We start from the raw sequence: 16,445 nt of genomic DNA, 5'->3' as shown, positions 1-16,445 counted from the left end.
TTTGCCTGTAAATAAGGCACCGCTTCATTACTTATTCGACCATCCTCCATGCTCGCCCATCAAAAACAGCAAATCGCTGCCCTGTTCCAGGCTGCCCTCGCGCCGATCGTCGCCGGCAGCGACCTGGCCCCCAACGTCGTGCTCGAACGCCCGCGCGACCCGTCCCATGGCGACATCGCCTGCAACATCGCGATGCAGCTGGCCAAGCCTTTGAAGACCAATCCGCGCGAGCTGGCCACCCGCCTGGTCGCCGCGCTGCTGGCTGATCCGGCCGCGCAAGGCCTGGTCGAATCGGCCGACGTCGCCGGTCCCGGCTTCATCAACCTGCGCGTGGCCGCCAGCGCCAAGCAGTCGGTGGCGCGCACCATCCTGCAGCAGGGCGAAGCGTTCGGCCGCGGCACGGCCGGCAACGGCCACCACGCGATCATCGAATTCGTCTCGGCCAACCCGACCGGTCCGCTGCACGTCGGCCACGGCCGCCAGGCCGCGCTGGGCGACGCGCTGTCCTCGCTGTTCGAGTCGCAGGGCCACCAGGTCACCCGCGAGTTCTACTACAACGACGCGGGCGTGCAGATCGCCACCCTCGCCTCCTCGGTGCAGGCGCGCGCGCGCGGCTTCAGGCCGGGCGACGCCGCATGGCCCGAGTCGGCCTACAACGGCGACTACATCGCCGACATCGCCGCCGACTACCTGGCGAAGAAGACCGTGTCGGCCAGCGACGGCGAGCCGGTCACCGCCAGCGGCGACGTCGAGGACATCGAATCGATCCGCCGCTTCGCCGTGACCTACCTGCGCAACGAGCAGGACATCGACCTGCAGGCCTTCGGCGTCAAGTTCGACAACTACTACCTCGAGTCCTCGCTCTACCTCGACGGCAAGGTGGACGCCGCGGTGCAGGCCCTGGTCGACGCCGGCAAGACCTACGAACAGGAAGGCGCGCTGTGGCTCAAGACCACCGACTACGGCGACGACAAGGACCGCGTGATGCGCAAGTCCGACGGCACCTACACCTACTTCGTGCCCGACGTCGCCTACCACATCCAGAAATTCCGCCGCGGCTTCGACCAGGCGATCAACATCCAGGGCAGCGACCACCACGGCACCATCGCGCGCGTGCGCGCCGGCCTGCAGGCGGTCGACATCGGCATCCCGCAGGGCTACCCCGACTACGTGCTGCACAAGATGGTCACCGTGATGAAGAACGGCGAAGAGGTCAAGATCTCCAAGCGCGCCGGCTCCTACGTGACGGTGCGCGACCTGATCGAATGGTCGGGCAACGGCGACGTCACGCGCGGCCGCGACGCCGTGCGCTTCTTCCTGATCTCGCGCAAGGCCGACACCGAGTTCGTGTTCGACGTCGATGTCGCGCTCAAGACCTCGGACGAGAATCCGGTCTACTACGTGCAGTATGCGCATGCGCGCATCTGCCGCATGCTCGAGATGTGGGGCGGCGACGAAGCCCTGCTGGCCGGCGTCGACCTGTCGCCCCTGACCGCTCCGCGCGAAGCCACCCTGCTGGCCGCCCTGTCCGCCTATCCCGAAGTGCTGGAGCGCGCGCTGGGCGAACTCGGTCCGCACCAGGTCGCGTTCTACCTGCGCGAACTGGCCGGCGAGCTGCACGGCTACTACAACGCCGAGCGCGTGCTGGTCGACGACGAAGCGGTCAAGCTGGCGCGCCTGGCCCTGGTCGCCGCCACCCGCCAGGTGCTGCGCAACGGCCTGGCCCTGATCGGCGTCTCGGCCCCGAGCAAGATGTAAGACTGCAAACAAAGAAAGCGTCATGACCGTCATCCGACAATTTTCTCCGCTGCGCCAGCGCGGCAGCACCCTGACCGGCATCATCATCGGCCTGATCATCGGGCTGGGCATCGCGGTGGCGGTCGCGCTCGTGATCACGAAGGGCGCCTCGCCCTTCACCGAGCGTTCCAACAAGATGGGCCGCCCGGCCGACCTCGACCCGAGCAAGGCGACCGATCCGAACAAGCCGCTGTACGGCAACCGCGACGCCGCGCGCGAAGCCAGCCGCGAGCTGGCCGAGCGCACCAGGCCGGCGCCGGCCGAGGCGCCGGAAACCGCGCCGGCTCCGGCGCCCGCGCCCGCCCGCGCGCCGGCCGAGGCCGATCCGCTCGGCGCCGCGATCGCCGGCATGCAGGACGCCCGCCCGGCGGCCCCCGCCCCTGCTCCGCGCCCGGCGGTGACGGTCGCGGCTGCGCCAGTGGCGCCGGCCGCGCCGGCAGCCGCGCCTGGCCCCGACGGCTACATCTACTTCCTGCAGGCCGGCGCCTTCCGCGAGATGTCCGACGCCGAGAACACCCGCGCCAAGCTGGCCCTGCTCGGCTTCGAGGCCGCGATCACCGACCGCACCACCGACGCCGGCGTGCTGCACCGCGTGCGCATCGGCCCCTTCAGCCACGAAGCGATGAACCGGGCGCGCGCCAAGCTGCTCGACAGCGGCATCGACGTGGCCATCGTGCGCAACCAGAAGTAAGATGAGCGCGCCGCCGGGCCATGTGGACCGGGTCTTCATCACCGGCGCGTCCAGCGGCATCGGCGCGGCGCTGGCGCGCGAATACGCCGCGCGCGGCGCCACCCTCGGCCTGCTGGCGCGGCGCCGCGAACGGCTCGACGAATTGCTCATCGAACTGGCCGCCTCCCGGCCCGGCCAGCAGCGCCACCATATCTATGCGGTCGACGTGACCGACCACGCCGCCCTGGCCCGCGCCGCCGCCGATTTCATCCAGCAGGAAGGCGGCGCCGACATCGTCATCGCCTGCGCCGGCATCTCGCACGGCACCCTGACCGAACGGCTCGAGGACCAGGCGGTGTTCGACGCCATGTTCGCCACCAATGTCAGTGCCATGCCCGCCACCTTCGCCCCCTTCATCGCGCCGATGAAGACCCGGCCGACGCCGTGCCGCCTGGTCGGCATCGGCAGCGTGGCCGGCATCCGCGGCGTGCGCGGCGCCGGCGCCTATTGCGCCTCGAAGGCGGCCGTGCACAGCTATTGCGAGTCGCTGCGTCTCGAACTGCGCGCCTCGAACATCCGGGTGGTCACCCTCGTCCCCGGCTACATCGATACTTCCATGACCCGCAACAACCGTTTTCCCATGCCCTTCCTGATGAGCGCCGAACGCTTCGCCGCCCGCGCCGTGGCCGCGATCGCACGCGGCGACAGCATCCGTTTCCTGCCCTGGCAGATGGGCGTCGCCGCGAGGATTCTCCGCGTGCTGCCCAATTTCCTGTTCGACGCCCTGTTCTCGCGCGCCCCGACCAAGCAGCGCAAGGGGCAGCCATGAACGCCGCCGCCATCGCAGCCCTCTCCCACGCCAACGTGGCGGTCGAAGTCGTCCGCGAGACCGGCTCCACCAATGCCGACCTGCTGGCGCGCGCACCGCGGCTGGAGCAGCCGCTGCTGCTGGTGGCAGAGAACCAGACCGCCGGACGCGGCCGCGCCGGGCGCAGCTGGCTGTCCTCGGCGGAGGGCTCGCTGACCTTTTCGCTGGCCTGGAAGTTCGACGGCGGCCCGCAGCAGCTGGCCGGCCTGCCGCTCGCGGTCGGCGTGGCGCTGGCCGAGACCCTGGGCGGCCTGGGCGTGCAGGTCCAGCTGAAGTGGCCGAACGACCTGCTCAAGGACGGCGACAAGCTGGCCGGCATCCTGATCGAGACCCAGTCCGCGCAAGGCGGCGGCGTCTGGACCGTGATCGGGATCGGCCTGAATCTCCTGATGCCGGACGAGATGGAGCAGCGCATCGGGCGCAGCGCGGCCGGCGTACCCTGGCTGGCGCGCATGGAACGCGACGCCCTGATGGCGGCCCTGCTCGACGGCCTGGCCGGCTCCTTGCGCGAATTCGCCCTGCATGGCTTCGGCGCATTCAGCGCGCGCTGGAACATGCGCCACGCCTGGCAGGGCGAGACCGTCACCGTCCTCGACGGCGGGAAGGTGGTGCATGAAGGCCTGGCGGCGGGCGTGGACGACGCCGGCCGCCTGCTGCTCGACACGCTCGAGGGCCGCATCGCGGTGCTGGCGGGCGACGTGTCGCTGCGCGTGAAGGGGTGAGCATGCTGCTGCTGATCGACGCCGGGAATACCCGCATCAAGTGGGCGCTCGCGCTGGAAGACGCGCCGCCCGGCCGCTGGACCGCGCAAGGAGCGGTCCTGCACGCCGGGCTGCCCGAGCTCGGCGCCACCTGGCTCGCCGCCGGCGCTGCGCGCGCCGTGGTCGCCAACGTGGCCGGGCCTGACGTGCGCGCGCGCATCGAGGCCGCGCTGCCGCCCGGCCTGGCGGTCGAATGGTTCGCGTCGACGCCGGAACGCGCCGGCCTGCGCAACGGCTACCGCGAGCCGGGGCGCCTGGGCTGCGACCGCTTCGCCGCCGCCCTCGGCGCGCGCGCGCTGGCGCCCGGCCAGGACCTGATCGTCGCCACCTGCGGCACCGCGACCACGGTCGACGCGGTGACGGCGGACGGCCGCTTCATCGGCGGCATGATCCTGCCCGGCCTGGCCCTGATGGCGTCCAGCCTGGCCCGCAACACGGCGCAGCTGCCCCAGGTGGCGCCGGGCGCCGCCCCGCCTCCCCTGTTCGGCGACAACACCGACGATGCGATCGTCTCGGGCTGCCTGTCGGCCCAGGCCGGCGCGATCGAGCGCGCGGCGGCGGCGCACCGCGCCAGCGCCTGCATCGTGTCCGGCGGCGCCGCGCCGTATATCGCGCCGGCCCTCAAGCTCCCGCACCAGGTGGTCGATAACATCGTATTGGTCGGCCTGCATGCGGCCGCCGTCGCCACCTGAAGATGGGAAGACATTCGTGTTGAAATTCGTATTCTGGGCGCTCCTGGGCGCGAACGCCGTCTTGTTCGCCTATGGCCGGGGCTATCTCGGCAAGCCGGAAGGCAGCGAACGCGAGCCGGCGCGCCTGGCGAACCAGCTGGCGCCCGGCCGTCTCGCGCTGCTGACCGCGGTGCAGGCCCGCGACGCCGCGCAAGCCGCCAGCGCGCCGGCGCAGGCGGCCGCACCGGCAGCGCCCGAGCCGGCCAGGGCGCCAACGCCGGCGCCCGTACCGCCCGTGGCCATCGCGCCCACCCTGGTCGCCTGCGTGCAGACCGGCCCGCTGGCGCCGGGCGACCTGCGCCGCTTCGAATCGCGCCTCGCGCGCCTCGAGCTCGGGTCGCGCCAGGCGCGCATCAACGTGCCGTTCCAGGAAGTGAGCAGCCACATGGTCTACCTGCCGCCAGGCGGCGGCAAGGAAGGCGCGGACCGCCGCGCGGCCGAGCTGAAGGAAAGCGGCATCGAGAACTTCTACATCATGCAGAACGAGTCGCCGCTGAAGTGGGCGATCTCGCTGGGCGTGTTCAAGACCGAGGCGGCGGCGCAGAACCTGGCCGCCACGCTCGGCCGCCAGGGCGTGCGCGGCGTGCGCGTGCTGCCGCGCGGACCGCAGGGCAACCGCGGCGCCTACCAGTTCCGCGGCATCGATCCGCAACAGCGGACCCGCATCGCCGGCATCGCCGACGGCTTCGCCGGCGCCCAGCTGCGCGACTGCAAATAGCCAGCGCCTGCTGCGCGACCGCCAATCCTCAGCGCTTGACGACCAGGGGCTTGAGGCCCAGGGAGGAAGGCACGGCGCGCGCGGCGTCCCGGGCTTGCGCGCGGGTCTCGAACGGACCGCCGTACAGGCGGTTCAGCGACCCGGCCTTGACCACTTCCAGGGTGCCCAGCTCGACGCCGGCCTGCGCCAGCTTCTCGCTCATGGCTTCGGCGGTGCCGGCGCGGCTGTAGGAGCCGAGCTGCACGTAGAACCTGCCGCCCGCCGTGCCCTTCGGCGCCACCTGGGCCACGGCCGCGCTGTCCGATTCCACTTTGGCTTCCAGCATCAGCGACTCAATTTCCGGCGCCGCCGACTGGGCCTGCGAGGCGATCGCGCGGCGCATGGTGGCGATCCGGCTCGTATCGTTGGGGAGCAGGCGCTCGACCTCGACCACGTGGCTACCCTTGCCCAGCAGGCCGAGCTTGAGCGCCGCGGTGTACGACACGTCGATGATGCGGCTGGCATGGAAGGGACCGCGGTCGTTGATGCGCACGACCACCGACTTGCCGCTCTCGACGCTGGTCACCCGCGCATACGAAGGAATCGGCAGGGTCGGATGCGCCGCCGACATCTTGTACATGTCGTAGGGTTCGCCCGAGGAAGTGCGCTGGCCGTGGAACTTGACGCCGTACCAGGAGGCCACGCCGCGCTGGACGAAGGCGTCGTCGTGCAGGATCGGGGTATAGGTCTGGCCGAAGACCGTGTACGGACGGTTCGCCCATTTCGCATACGGCTCGTATTTCACGACCGCATCCGGGACATCCTCCAGGCCCGGCGGAATGTTTTCGCCGGGACCGTCGTCCTTGTAGTAGCCGCCGCGGCCGGACTTGGCCGGCGGCAGCTTCGGCGCCGCGCCATGCTTGGCGGCCGGCTTCTGCGGCCAGGGCAAGGGGATGATGCGCTTGTGTTCCCCGGTACTACTGCAGCCACTGACGAAAATTGCCACCGCAATGACCGTTGCATGATTTCTTGGAACGGCCATCGCGTCCTCCTTCAATTGTTACGTTACGTCTGCACTAGTTTACGATGTCTTTGGATACTCATCAATATCCCAGCGCCAAGTCCGAGTGTAATAAAGGCCGTTCCGCCGTAACTCATGAAGGGCAGCGGCACACCCACGACGGGCAGGATGCCGGCCACCATGCCCATGTTGACGAAGGCATACGTAAAGAAAATCATCGTGATCGAGCCGGCCAGCAGGCGGCTGAACGCGTTCGGCGCATTGGCCGCGATCATCAGGCCGCGCCCGATCAGCAGCAAATAGATGAACAGCAGGAACAGGTTACCCACCAGCCCGAACTCCTCCGAATAGACCGAAAACACGAAGTCGGTGGTTCGTTCCGGCACAAACTCGAGGTAGCCCTGGGTCCCCTTCATGTAGCCCTTCCCGGTCACGCCGCCCGAGCCGATCGCGATGATCGACTGGATGATGTGGAAGCCCTTGCCGAGCGGGTCCGAGGTGGGGTCGATCAGGGTCATCACCCGCTCGCGTTGATAATCGTGCATCAGCGACCACCCGACCGGCAGGCTGGCCGCACCCGCGGCCGCCAGCGCGAACAGCGCCTTCCACGACAGGCCTGCCAGGAAGATCACGTAGAAGCCCGAAGCGCCGACCAGCAGCGCGGTGCCGAGGTCGGGCTGCTTCATGATCAGCACCACCGGGATCAGGAGCAGGATGGACGCCATCAGGAAGGACTTCCAGTTCCCCACCTGCGCCCTGGTCTGGAAGTACCAGGCCAGCATCAGCGGCACGCCGATCTTCATGATCTCGGAGGGCTGGATGTCGATGCCCACGTGCAGCCAGCGCCGTGCGCCTTTCTTGATGATGCCGAACATCGCCACCGCGAGCAGGAGCGCGACCCCGAAGGTATAGATCGGCACCGCGAGCCGCATCAGGGTCTGCGGCGGAATGTTCGCCGCGATCCACATGATCGCGAAGGACAGCAGGAAGTTGCGGACCTGGTGCTCGACGCGGTCGGGGAAGTCCGCGCCGGCCGACATCATCGTGATCATGCTGGTGGTCATCAGCATGAACAGGATCAGTCCGAGCGGCAGGTCGAACACGGTGAAATACGGGCGCAGGCGGCGCCGCAGGGAGCGTCGTTCTGGGATATGCGCCATGGCTTATTCCTTTCTGGGGGCGGTGGCGGGCGCGGTCGCCATCCGGGCGGGCGCGCCCGGCGTGGTCGCCGCGGGCGCGGCGGCCGGGGCGGCGGCGGCCGGGGCCGGGGCCGGGTTTTTCGCCGCGGTGACGGTGCGCGCGGGCACGGCGCCATCCTTGGGTTTCGGCGGCGCCGGGCGCTTGCCGAGCAGGTAGTAGTCGAGCGCCTTGCGCGCGATCGGGGCCGCGGCGGCGGCGCCGAAGCCCGCGTTCTCGACCACCAGGGCCAGCACGATGCGCGGATTGTCGGCCGGGGCGAAGGCGGTGTACAGCGCGTTGTCGCGATGACGCTCGTCGATCGCGTGGGCATTGTATTTCTGGCCCTTCAGGCCGATCACCTGCGCGGTGCCGGTCTTGCCGCCCGAGATGTAGCCGGCATTGGCAAAGACGCGATAGCCGGTGCCGTAGGATTCCTGGGTGACGCCCACCATCGCGTGCTTGATGAAGTCGATGTTCTCCTGCTTGAGCGGGATGCGGCGGCTTTCCTTCGGCACGGTCAGGGTGCGCTGGTGGGTGGCGCCGTCCTCGATCAGCTTGACCAGGTGCGGCTTCATGACCACGCCGTTGTTGGCCAGGTTGGCCACCGCGTGCGCCAGCTGGAGGATGGTGTAGTTGTTGAAGCCCTGGCCGATCGAGATCGAGATGGTGTCGCCGCCGACCCACTTCTGGGCCTGGCGGTTGCGCTTGAAGCGCTCGGCCTTCCATTCCTTGGACGGCAGCACGCCGACCTTCTCGTGCTCGAGGTCGATCCCGGTCGGCACGCCGAAGCCGAACGGCCGCATGAAATTGGCGATCGCATCGATGCCCATCTCGTTGCCGAGCTGGTAGTAGTAGGTGTCGCAGGACTCGACGATCGACTTGTACATGTCGACATAGCCATGGCCGCCCGGCTTGTCGTCGTTGAAGCGGTGCCCGCCCAGCATGAAGAAGCCGGCGTCGCGGATCGCGTCCGACGGACGGCGCCGGCCCAGCTCCAGGGCCGCCAGCGCCATGAAGGGCTTGAAGGTCGACCCCGGCGGATAGGTGCCCGACAGCGGACGGTTCATCAGCGGGCGGTCGAGCGAGGTGTTCAGCTCGTTCCAGCTCTGGGTGTCGATGCCGTCCACGAACAGGTTGGGGTCGAAGCCGGGGCGCGACACATAGGCCAGCACGTCGCCGGTGGCGGGTTCGATCGCCACCAGCGCGCCGCGCTGGTCGCCGAAGGCTTCCTCGACCACCTTCTGCAGCTCGATGTCGATCGACAGGATCAGGTTGCTGCCCGGGACCGGCGGCGTGCGGCGCAGGGTGCGGATCGCGCGCCCGCCGGCCGAGCGCTCCACTTCCTCGTAGCCGGTCTGGCCGTGCAGGTGGCGCTCGTAGCGCTTTTCCAGGCCTTCCTTGCCGATATGGTCGGTGCCGTTGTAGTTGGCGGCATCGTCGCTCTCTTCCAGCACGGCCGCTTCCTTCTGGTTGATGCGGCCGATGTAGCCGATCACGTGCGAAGCCACCTCGCCCAGCGGGTACTGGCGGAACAGGCGCGCCTGCACTTCCACGCCCGGGAACCGGAAGCGCTGCGCGGTGAAGCGCGCCACCTCGTCGTCGGTCAGCCGGGTGCGCAGCGGCACGCTGGCGAAGCTGCGCGACTCTTCCAGCAGGCGCTTGAAGCGGCGCCGGTCGCGCGCCTCGATCGTCACCAGCTTGGCCAGCTCGTCGATCACCGAATCCATGTTGGCCTGCAGCTTGGACGGCGTGATCTCGAGGGTATAGGCGGAATAGTTGCGCGCCAGGACCACGCCGTTGCGGTCCACGATCAGGCCGCGGTTGGGCACGATCGGCACCAGCGCGATGCGGTTGTCCTCGGCCTGGGCCGCGTACTGGTCGTGCTGCAGCACCTGCAGCCAGACGAAGCGCGCGACCAGCAGGCCGAAGCAGATGAAGACGAGCGCCACCAGCGCCGTCAGGCGCATGCGGAACTGGTGGATCTCGCGGTCGTTGTCTTTGAACTCGGTCATGCGAGTGGAGAATGCCAATGAATGCTCAAATCGCGGCTCAGATCGGGCGGGTATGGTCGCGGTCGACGGCGCGGCGCTGCGGAGCCAGCAGCAGCCAGGTGATCACCGGCCACAAGGCCACGGCGAGGATGCTTTCGGCGAAGTGCAGCAGGCCGGGAAAGCGCCCGGACACCGTGAAATGGACGAAGGCCTGGATCGCCTGCGCCAGCAGCAGCAGAGGGAACACGTGCATGGCCTGGGTCATCACCTTGAACCATAGCACGCGCCGGTGGATCATGATCGCGAGGTAGGACAGCAGCGTGTAGGCGAGCGCATTCTCGCCCAGCAGGCTGGCGTCGTGCACGTCCATCAGCAGGCCCATGCAGAAGGCCACGCCGATGCCGACCTTGCGCGGCTGGTGGATGCCCCAGAAGACCAGCACCAGGGCGACGAAGTCGGGCACGCCGACCCAGCGGCCCCAGGGCAGCAGGTTGAGCATGAAGGCGCACACCAGGCTGAACGTGATGAACAGCGGGCTGACGGGCAGCAGGATGTAATGCGGACGGTTACCGGGCATGTCGGATATCTCGAATCAGGGTCCGGCCGGGGGCGGCGTCGGCGTCGGCGTGACGCGCGACCCTGGCGTAAACAAGGGTGCGCCCTGGGCAGCGGCCGGCGCTGCGGCCGGCGCGGCGCCCTGGAGCGGCGGACGCTGCACCGGGGACGGCTGCGCTCCGGCGCCCGGCGTGGCGGCGCCCTGCACCGCGGCGCCGGGAGGCGTTCCCGCCGGCGCCACGCCGGCCGCGGTCGCGGGCGGCGCCTGCGGCGGCAGCGGGTTGGCGGGCAGCGGCGGCTGCGGCACCGGCTCCATCTTCGGCAGGCGGCGGCCGCCATGCGCCGTCTCGGCCGGGGGACGCGGCGGCAGCGGCATCTGCGACATGATGACCAGGACCTGGCGGTTGCGGTCGATGCCGGCCAGCGGCAGGCCGACGACGCGGCCGAACGAGCCGGCCGCCTTTTCCACCTGGGTCACGCGGGCCACCGCCAGGCCGGCCGGATACATGCCGTCCAGGCCCGAGGTGACGAGGATGTCGCCCACCTGGATGTCGGCGTCCTGCGCCACGAAGCGCAGGTCGAGCTGGCCGGACTGGCCGCGGCCGTAGGCAATGCTGCGCAGGCCGCTGCGCAGCACCTGCACCGGGATCGCCTGGTCCTTGTCGGTCAGCAGGGTGACTTCGGAAGTGAACGGGAACACGCGGGTGACCTGGCCGATCACGCCGGCATGGTCGACCACCGGCAGGCCGAGCACGACGCCGGCGCGCGAACCGCGGTCGAGCACGATGCGGCGCGTCGAGGGATCGCGCGCGTCGTACAGGATCTCGCTCATCAGGGTCTTGACCGGAAGCTGTTCGCGCGCCTCCATCAGGCGCCGCAGGTGGGCGTTCTCGGCCATCTGGTATTGCGCATGCTGGACCTGGCGCGCCGCCACCAGCTGCTGGCTCTTCAGCTCGCGCACTTCGCGCTGCAGGGTCGACAGCGAGGAGAAGTAGCCGCCCATCGAGCCGAGCGCCTCGCGCGGCATCAGGGCCGCCATCTGGACCGGATAAAGGACGGTCGCGGCGACCTGGCGCACGGTCGCGAGCAGGTTCATGCGGGCGTCGACGACCAGCAGCACGATCGCGATCAGCGCAAAGACCGTCACCTTGACGCGCGCCGGTGCGCCTTGTTTGAAAAGCGGCGGAGGACTGTATTCCATGGATCCCAGTATGGCGTCCAGTAATGGCAACGCGGGCGGCCAATGTCAAGACGGGCAGCTGCGCGCGGCTGTCCGCCGCACGCCCTGCCCGTCCCGAACCGGCTGCACCGCGTCTTATTCGTACGAGAAGATCGAGCCCAGCTTGTCCATGCGCTCCAGCGCCATGCCCGAGCCGCGCACCACGCAGGTCAGCGGATCTTCGGCCACCAGCACCGGCAGGCCGGTCTCTTCCATCAGCAGGCGATCGAGGTCGCGCAGCAGCGCGCCGCCGCCGGTCAGCATCATGCCCTTCTCGGCGATGTCGGCGCCCAGCTCCGGCGGGGCCTGCTCGAGCGCGTTCTTCACGGCCGACACGATGTTGTTGAGCGGGTCGGTCAGGGCTTCCAGGATCTCGTTCGACGAGATGGTGAACGAGCGCGGGATGCCTTCCGACAGGTTGCGGCCCTTGACTTCCATTTCCTTGACTTCGGAACCCGGGAAGGCGGACCCTATTGCCTTCTTGATCGCCTCCGCGGTCTGTTCGCCGATCAGCATGCCGTAGTTGCGGCGGATGTAGTTGACGATCGCTTCGTCGAACTTGTCGCCGCCGACGCGCACCGAGCCCTTGTAGACCATACCGCCCAGCGAGATGATGCCCACTTCGGTGGTGCCGCCGCCGATGTCGACCACCATCGAACCGGTCGCCTCCGACACCGGCAGGCCGGCGCCGATCGCCGCCGCCATCGGCTCTTCGATCAGGTACACCTGCGAAGCGCCGGCGCCCAGCGCCGATTCGCGGATCGCGCGGCGCTCGACCTGGGTGGAGCCGCAGGGAACGCAGATGATGATGCGCGGCGACGGACGGAAGAACTTCGAGTCGTGGACCATGCGGATGAACTGCTTGAGCATCTGCTCGGTGACCGTGAAGTCGGCGATCACGCCGTCCTTCATCGGGCGGATAGCCTCTATATTGCCCGGCACCTTGCCCAGCATCTGCTTCGCTTCCTTGCCGACCGCCTGGATCGTCTTCTTGCCGTTGGGGCCACCTTCCTGGCGGATCGCCACGACCGACGGCTCATCCAGTACGATGCCCAGGCCGCGGACGTAGATCAGCGTGTTGGCGGTACCGAGGTCGATCGCCAGATCGTTCGAGAAGTAGCTACGTAAAAAACCAAACATGTGTGTCCTGATGCGCATCGTAGTGCGCCTAAACATTGATCGGGGATTCTTGCCGCACCCGCCGTCGCCGGCGTCGCGGTCTTGTGCTGCGCTGCGCCAGCCGTTTCGGCACGGTAACGCAATAGCCCGCCATTCTACCTTATAATTTGACGTTTAAATGCTGAATACGGGTGGTTTTCACCCCCTAATAGCACAGCGAGATCGACGGTGTTTCTAAGCTTTTATCGGCTGTAGCGCGCCGTTGGCTGGCAACTTGCCAACTTACATTATTCGCCCAACCACATTTTGCGCGCGGCCAGCCCCGCGCCCTTTTGCCATGTCCCTGACACTTTCAGACGTAAAACGCATCGCCAACCTGGCCCAGCTCGACATGGACGAAGCCCACGCCGAGACCATGCTGGCCGAGCTGAACGGCATTTTCGCCCTGGCCGAGCAGATGCAGGCGGTCGATACCGCCGGCGTGGCGCCGCTGTCGCAGCCGCTCGAGGCCGTGCTGGCCCTGCCGCTGCGCCTGCGCGACGACGTGGTGACCGAAGCCAACCGCCGCGAGCACTACCAGGCGCCGGCGCCGAAAGCCCAGGACGGCCTGTACCTGGTGCCGAAAGTCATCGAGTAATCCGCTCCCCCGAATTGAGAGAATGCACAAGCATATGCACAACAAGACCATCAAAGAGCTCTCCGCGCTGCTGCACTCGAAACAGGTGTCGGCGACCGAACTGACGCGCCACTACCTGGGCCGTATCGAAGCGAGCGGACATAACGCCTTCCTGCACCTGGATCACGAACTGTCGCTGGCCCAGGCGGCTGCCGCCGACGAGCGGCTCGCTTCCGGCACCGCCGGTCCGCTGACCGGCGTACCGATCGCGCACAAGGATATCTTCGTCACGCAAGGCTGGCGCACGACTGCCGGTTCGAAGATGCTGGCCAACTACGTCAGCCCCTTCGACGCCACCGTGGTCGACCGTTTCAAGGAGGCCGGCATGGTCACCCTGGGCAAGGTCAACCTGGACGAATTCGCGATGGGCTCGGCCAACGAGAACTCGGCCTTCGGCGCGGTGAAGAACCCGTGGGATCCGCTGGCGGTGCCGGGCGGCTCCTCGGGCGGCTCGGCGTGCGCGGTGGCTGCGCGCCTGGCGCCGGGCGCGACCGCGACCGATACCGGCGGCTCGATCCGCCAGCCGGCCGCGTTCTGCGGCGTCACCGGCATCAAGCCGACCTATGGCCGCGTGTCGCGCTTCGGCATGATCGCGTTCGCCTCCTCGCTCGACCAGGGCGGCCCGATCGCCCAGACCGCCGAGGACTGCGCCCTGCTGCTGAATGAAATGGTAGGCTTCGACGAGCGCGACTCGACCTGCCTGACGCCCGACCAGGGCAACGTCAGCGAAGACTACACGCGCGACCTGAACAAGCCCCTGGACGGCCTGCGCATCGGCGTGCCGAAGGAATACTTCGGCGAAGGCCTGGCTGCCGACGTCGAAGGCGCGGTGCGCGCCGCGCTGGAGCAGTTCGTCAAGCTGGGCGCGACCCTGGTCGACATCTCGCTGCCGAAGACCGCGCTGTCGATCCCGACCTACTACATCATCGCCCCGGCGGAAGCCTCGTCCAACCTGTCGCGTTTCGACGGCGTGCGCTACGGCCACCGCGCGGCCGAGTACAAGGATCTGCAGGACATGTACCGCAAAACCCGCGCCGAAGGTTTCGGCCGCGAGGTGCAGCGCCGCATCATGGTCGGCACCTATGTGCTGTGCCATGGCTACTATGACGCCTACTACGTGCAGGCGCAGAAGATCCGCCGCCTGATCGCCAACGACTTCCAGGCCGCGTTCGCCGACCAGTGCGACGTGATCATGGGGCCGGTGGCGCCGACCGTCGCGTGGGACCTGGGTTCGAAGACGGATGACCCGGTGGCGAACTACCTGGCCGACATCTACACGCTGTCGACCAGCCTGGCGGGCCTGCCGGGCATGTCGATCCCGTGCGGCTTCGGCGGCGCGAACGGCAAGCGTCCGGTCGGCCTGCAAATCATCGGCAACTACTTCGCCGAGGCGAAGCTGCTGAACATCGCGCATCAGTACCAGCAGGCGACCGACTGGCACCAGCGCGCGCCCGAAGGCGTGTAAGACCCGTACAGACTACAGAGAGAACACATCATGCAATGGGAAGTCGTCATCGGTCTTGAGAACCACGTCCAGCTCACGACCAACTCGAAAATCTTCAGCGGCAGCTCGATCCGCTTCGGTGCCGAGCCGAACACCCAGGCCAGCCCGGTCGACCTGGCGCTGCCGGGCGTGCTGCCGGTGCTGAACCGCGGCGCGGTCGAGCGCGCGATCCGGTTCGGCCTGGCGGTCGGCGCGAAGATCGCGCCGCAGTCGGTATTCGCGCGCAAGAACTACTTCTACCCCGACCTGCCGAAGGGCTACCAGATCAGCCAGTTCGAGGATCCGGTGGTCCAGGGCGGCACGATCAGCTTCGCCTACGAAAAAGACGGCAAGATCGAGATGAAGACCGTCAACCTGACCCGCGCCCACCTCGAGGAAGACGCGGGCAAGTCGCTGCACGAGGACTATGCCGGCATGAGCGGCATCGACCTGAACCGCGCCGGCACGCCGCTGCTGGAAATCGTCTCGGAGCCCGAGATGCGCAGCGCGGCCGAAGCGGTGGCCTACGCCAAGGCGCTGCACTCGCTGGTCATGTGGCTGGGCGTCTGCGACGGCAACATGCAGGAAGGTTCGTTCCGCTGCGACGTCAACGTCTCGGTGCGTCCGCTGGGCCAGAAGGAATTCGGCACCCGCTGCGAGATCAAGAACCTGAACTCGTTCCGCTTCATGGAAGAGGCGATCCACTACGAGGTGCGGCGCCAGATCGAGCTGATCGAGGACGGCGGCAAGGTGGTGCAGGCGACGCGCCTGTGGGACCCGGACCGCAAGGAAACGCGCGAGATGCGCACCAAGGAAGACGCGCAGGATTACCGCTACTTCCCGGACCCGGACCTGCCGCCGCTGGCGATCTCGCAGGAGTGGATCGACCGCATCAAGAACGACATGCCGGAACTGCCGGGCGCGATGCGTGCGCGCTTCACGGGCGAGTATGGCCTGCCCGAATACGACAGCCTGGTGCTGACCTCGTCGCAGGCGATGGCGACCTACTACGAAGCCGTGGTGGCCAAGGCCGGCAAGGAAAACGCCAAGGCGGCGGCGAACTGGATGATGGGCGACGTCTCGTCGACCCTGAACCGCGAAGGCGTCGAGATCGGCGATTCGCCGGTGGAAGCCTCGCAGCTGGCCCTGCTGCTCAAGCGCATCGCCGACGGCACGATTTCGAACAAGGCCGCGAAGGAAGTATTCGCCGCCATGTGGGAAGCCAAATCGACCGACGAGACCCTGGCCGACATCGTGATCGAACAAAAGGGCCTGAAGCAGATCTCGGACACGGGCGCCCTGGAAGCGATCGTCGACGAAGTCCTGGCCGCCAACGCCAAATCCGTCGAACAATACCGCGCCGGCAAAGAAGCCGCCATCAACGCCCTGATCGGCCAGGCGATGAAAGCCTCGAAGGGCAAGGCCAACCCGGCCCAGGTCACCGAGCTCCTCAAGAAAAAACTCGCCGCCTAACAATAGGGTCAGAGTCGAATTACCAAGCAATTTTCCGGAATTGCCCACAATTCGACTCCGACCCTCATTGATTCCCGCTGCAACACCCCTCCCTCAATGGGGGTCAGAGTCTAATGCGGTTAAGTTAAGCCGCCTTTGATCATTTGGCTGTTGTAAACGTGTAGCGGCTCTGTTAACCTTCGGCTCCGATGCTAGCCGATACCCT

15 protein-coding genes are annotated in these 16,445 nt (G+C 67.9%); 9 read left to right on the top strand and 6 right to left on the bottom strand.

The window, feature by feature from the left end:
• The first annotated feature begins 48 nt into the window (after window positions 1-48).
• From argS to H162_RS0125725, 6 genes are read left to right on the top strand one after another with little or no spacing between them, the layout of a single operon-like run.
• Entirely contained in the window at window positions 49-1,758 is a 1,710-nt protein-coding gene (argS, locus tag H162_RS0125750) for an arginine--tRNA ligase (protein WP_020656364.1), read from the top strand.
• A 22-nt stretch (window positions 1,759-1,780) separates the two neighbouring features.
• On the top strand, window positions 1,781-2,488 hold the full coding sequence (locus H162_RS0125745) for an SPOR domain-containing protein (protein ID WP_020656363.1): 708 nt from the start codon (window positions 1,781-1,783) through the stop codon (window positions 2,486-2,488).
• Window position 2,489: 1 nt separating this feature from the next.
• Window positions 2,490-3,296, top strand: coding sequence for an SDR family oxidoreductase (locus tag H162_RS0125740; protein ID WP_020656362.1), 807 nt, complete (start codon window positions 2,490-2,492; stop codon window positions 3,294-3,296).
• Window positions 3,293-4,057 (top strand): biotin--[acetyl-CoA-carboxylase] ligase, encoded by a 765-nt coding sequence (locus H162_RS0125735; protein ID WP_020656361.1) that lies wholly within the window; start codon window positions 3,293-3,295, stop codon window positions 4,055-4,057. Before H162_RS0125740 ends, H162_RS0125735 begins: the two co-directional genes overlap by 4 nt.
• A gap of 2 nt (window positions 4,058-4,059) precedes the next feature.
• Window positions 4,060-4,788 carry a type III pantothenate kinase gene (locus tag H162_RS0125730; protein ID WP_020656360.1) on the top strand — a complete coding sequence of 243 codons (729 nt, stop codon included), beginning with the start codon at window positions 4,060-4,062 and terminating at the stop codon, window positions 4,786-4,788.
• 16 nt (window positions 4,789-4,804) lie between these two features.
• Entirely contained in the window at window positions 4,805-5,545 is a 741-nt protein-coding gene (locus H162_RS0125725; protein ID WP_026355098.1) for an SPOR domain-containing protein, read from the top strand.
• Window positions 5,546-5,573: 28 nt separating this feature from the next.
• Here the strand turns inward: H162_RS0125725 and H162_RS0125720 are convergent, their stop codons facing one another.
• The 6 genes from H162_RS0125720 to H162_RS0125695 all read right to left on the bottom strand — a co-directional run bounded on the left by H162_RS0125720 (window position 5,574) and on the right by H162_RS0125695 (window position 12,629).
• Window positions 5,574-6,530, bottom strand: coding sequence for a septal ring lytic transglycosylase RlpA family protein (locus tag H162_RS0125720; protein WP_307188091.1), 957 nt, complete (start codon window positions 6,528-6,530; stop codon window positions 5,574-5,576).
• A 59-nt stretch (window positions 6,531-6,589) separates the two neighbouring features.
• Complete coding sequence (rodA, locus tag H162_RS0125715; RefSeq protein WP_020656357.1) at window positions 6,590-7,705, bottom strand: rod shape-determining protein RodA; 1,116 nt, start codon at window positions 7,703-7,705, stop codon at window positions 6,590-6,592.
• Between the two features lie 3 nt (window positions 7,706-7,708).
• A complete protein-coding gene (gene mrdA, locus H162_RS31965) occupies window positions 7,709-9,736 on the bottom strand; it encodes a penicillin-binding protein 2 (RefSeq protein WP_020656356.1) in 2,028 nt (675 codons plus the stop codon).
• 37 nt (window positions 9,737-9,773) lie between these two features.
• Window positions 9,774-10,292, bottom strand: coding sequence for a rod shape-determining protein MreD (mreD, locus tag H162_RS0125705; RefSeq protein ID WP_020656355.1), 519 nt, complete (start codon window positions 10,290-10,292; stop codon window positions 9,774-9,776).
• A gap of 15 nt (window positions 10,293-10,307) precedes the next feature.
• Window positions 10,308-11,471: a rod shape-determining protein MreC gene (gene mreC, locus H162_RS31960; RefSeq protein WP_020656354.1), complete on the bottom strand. Its 1,164-nt coding sequence runs from the start codon at window positions 11,469-11,471 to the stop codon at window positions 10,308-10,310.
• Between the two features lie 114 nt (window positions 11,472-11,585).
• A complete protein-coding gene (locus tag H162_RS0125695) occupies window positions 11,586-12,629 on the bottom strand; it encodes a rod shape-determining protein (RefSeq protein ID WP_020656353.1) in 1,044 nt (347 codons plus the stop codon).
• A gap of 316 nt (window positions 12,630-12,945) precedes the next feature.
• Between H162_RS0125695 and gatC the strand changes: the two genes are divergently transcribed.
• From gatC to gatB, 3 genes are read left to right on the top strand one after another with little or no spacing between them, the layout of a single operon-like run.
• Window positions 12,946-13,245: an Asp-tRNA(Asn)/Glu-tRNA(Gln) amidotransferase subunit GatC gene (gene gatC / locus H162_RS0125690; protein WP_020656352.1), complete on the top strand. Its 300-nt coding sequence runs from the start codon at window positions 12,946-12,948 to the stop codon at window positions 13,243-13,245.
• Between the two features lie 34 nt (window positions 13,246-13,279).
• A complete protein-coding gene (gene gatA, locus H162_RS0125685) occupies window positions 13,280-14,749 on the top strand; it encodes an Asp-tRNA(Asn)/Glu-tRNA(Gln) amidotransferase subunit GatA (protein ID WP_026355096.1) in 1,470 nt (489 codons plus the stop codon).
• A gap of 30 nt (window positions 14,750-14,779) precedes the next feature.
• Window positions 14,780-16,240: an Asp-tRNA(Asn)/Glu-tRNA(Gln) amidotransferase subunit GatB gene (gene gatB, locus H162_RS0125680; RefSeq protein ID WP_020656350.1), complete on the top strand. Its 1,461-nt coding sequence runs from the start codon at window positions 14,780-14,782 to the stop codon at window positions 16,238-16,240.
• Window positions 16,241-16,445 lie beyond the last annotated feature (205 nt).

The organism is Massilia niastensis DSM 21313 (genome assembly GCF_000382345.1).
GTDB classification, from domain to species: Bacteria; Pseudomonadota; Gammaproteobacteria; order Burkholderiales; family Burkholderiaceae_D; genus Telluria; species Telluria niastensis.
The sequence above is the reverse complement of the archived record's forward strand: the minus strand, read 5'-3'. Positions and strand labels throughout refer to the sequence as shown.

Bases quoted from the DNA above. Each gene is read 5' to 3' on its own strand.
- mreC (WP_020656354.1), bottom strand. From the start codon at position 11,471: ATGGAATACAGTCCTCCGCCGCTTTTCAAACAAGGCGCACCGGCGCGC.
- argS (WP_020656364.1), top strand. From the start codon at position 49: ATGCTCGCCCATCAAAAACAGCAAATCGCTGCCCTGTTCCAGGCTGCC.
- mrdA (WP_020656356.1), bottom strand. From the start codon at position 9,736: ATGACCGAGTTCAAAGACAACGACCGCGAGATCCACCAGTTCCGCATG.
- H162_RS0125730 (WP_020656360.1), top strand. From the start codon at position 4,060: ATGCTGCTGCTGATCGACGCCGGGAATACCCGCATCAAGTGGGCGCTC.
- gatA (WP_026355096.1), top strand. From the start codon at position 13,280: ATGCACAACAAGACCATCAAAGAGCTCTCCGCGCTGCTGCACTCGAAA.
- H162_RS0125745 (WP_020656363.1), top strand. From the start codon at position 1,781: ATGACCGTCATCCGACAATTTTCTCCGCTGCGCCAGCGCGGCAGCACC.
- H162_RS0125695 (WP_020656353.1), bottom strand. From the start codon at position 12,629: ATGTTTGGTTTTTTACGTAGCTACTTCTCGAACGATCTGGCGATCGAC.
- H162_RS0125740 (WP_020656362.1), top strand. From the start codon at position 2,490: ATGAGCGCGCCGCCGGGCCATGTGGACCGGGTCTTCATCACCGGCGCG.
- gatB (WP_020656350.1), top strand. From the start codon at position 14,780: ATGCAATGGGAAGTCGTCATCGGTCTTGAGAACCACGTCCAGCTCACG.
- rodA (WP_020656357.1), bottom strand. From the start codon at position 7,705: ATGGCGCATATCCCAGAACGACGCTCCCTGCGGCGCCGCCTGCGCCCG.
- gatC (WP_020656352.1), top strand. From the start codon at position 12,946: ATGTCCCTGACACTTTCAGACGTAAAACGCATCGCCAACCTGGCCCAG.
- H162_RS0125735 (WP_020656361.1), top strand. From the start codon at position 3,293: ATGAACGCCGCCGCCATCGCAGCCCTCTCCCACGCCAACGTGGCGGTC.
- mreD (WP_020656355.1), bottom strand. From the start codon at position 10,292: ATGCCCGGTAACCGTCCGCATTACATCCTGCTGCCCGTCAGCCCGCTG.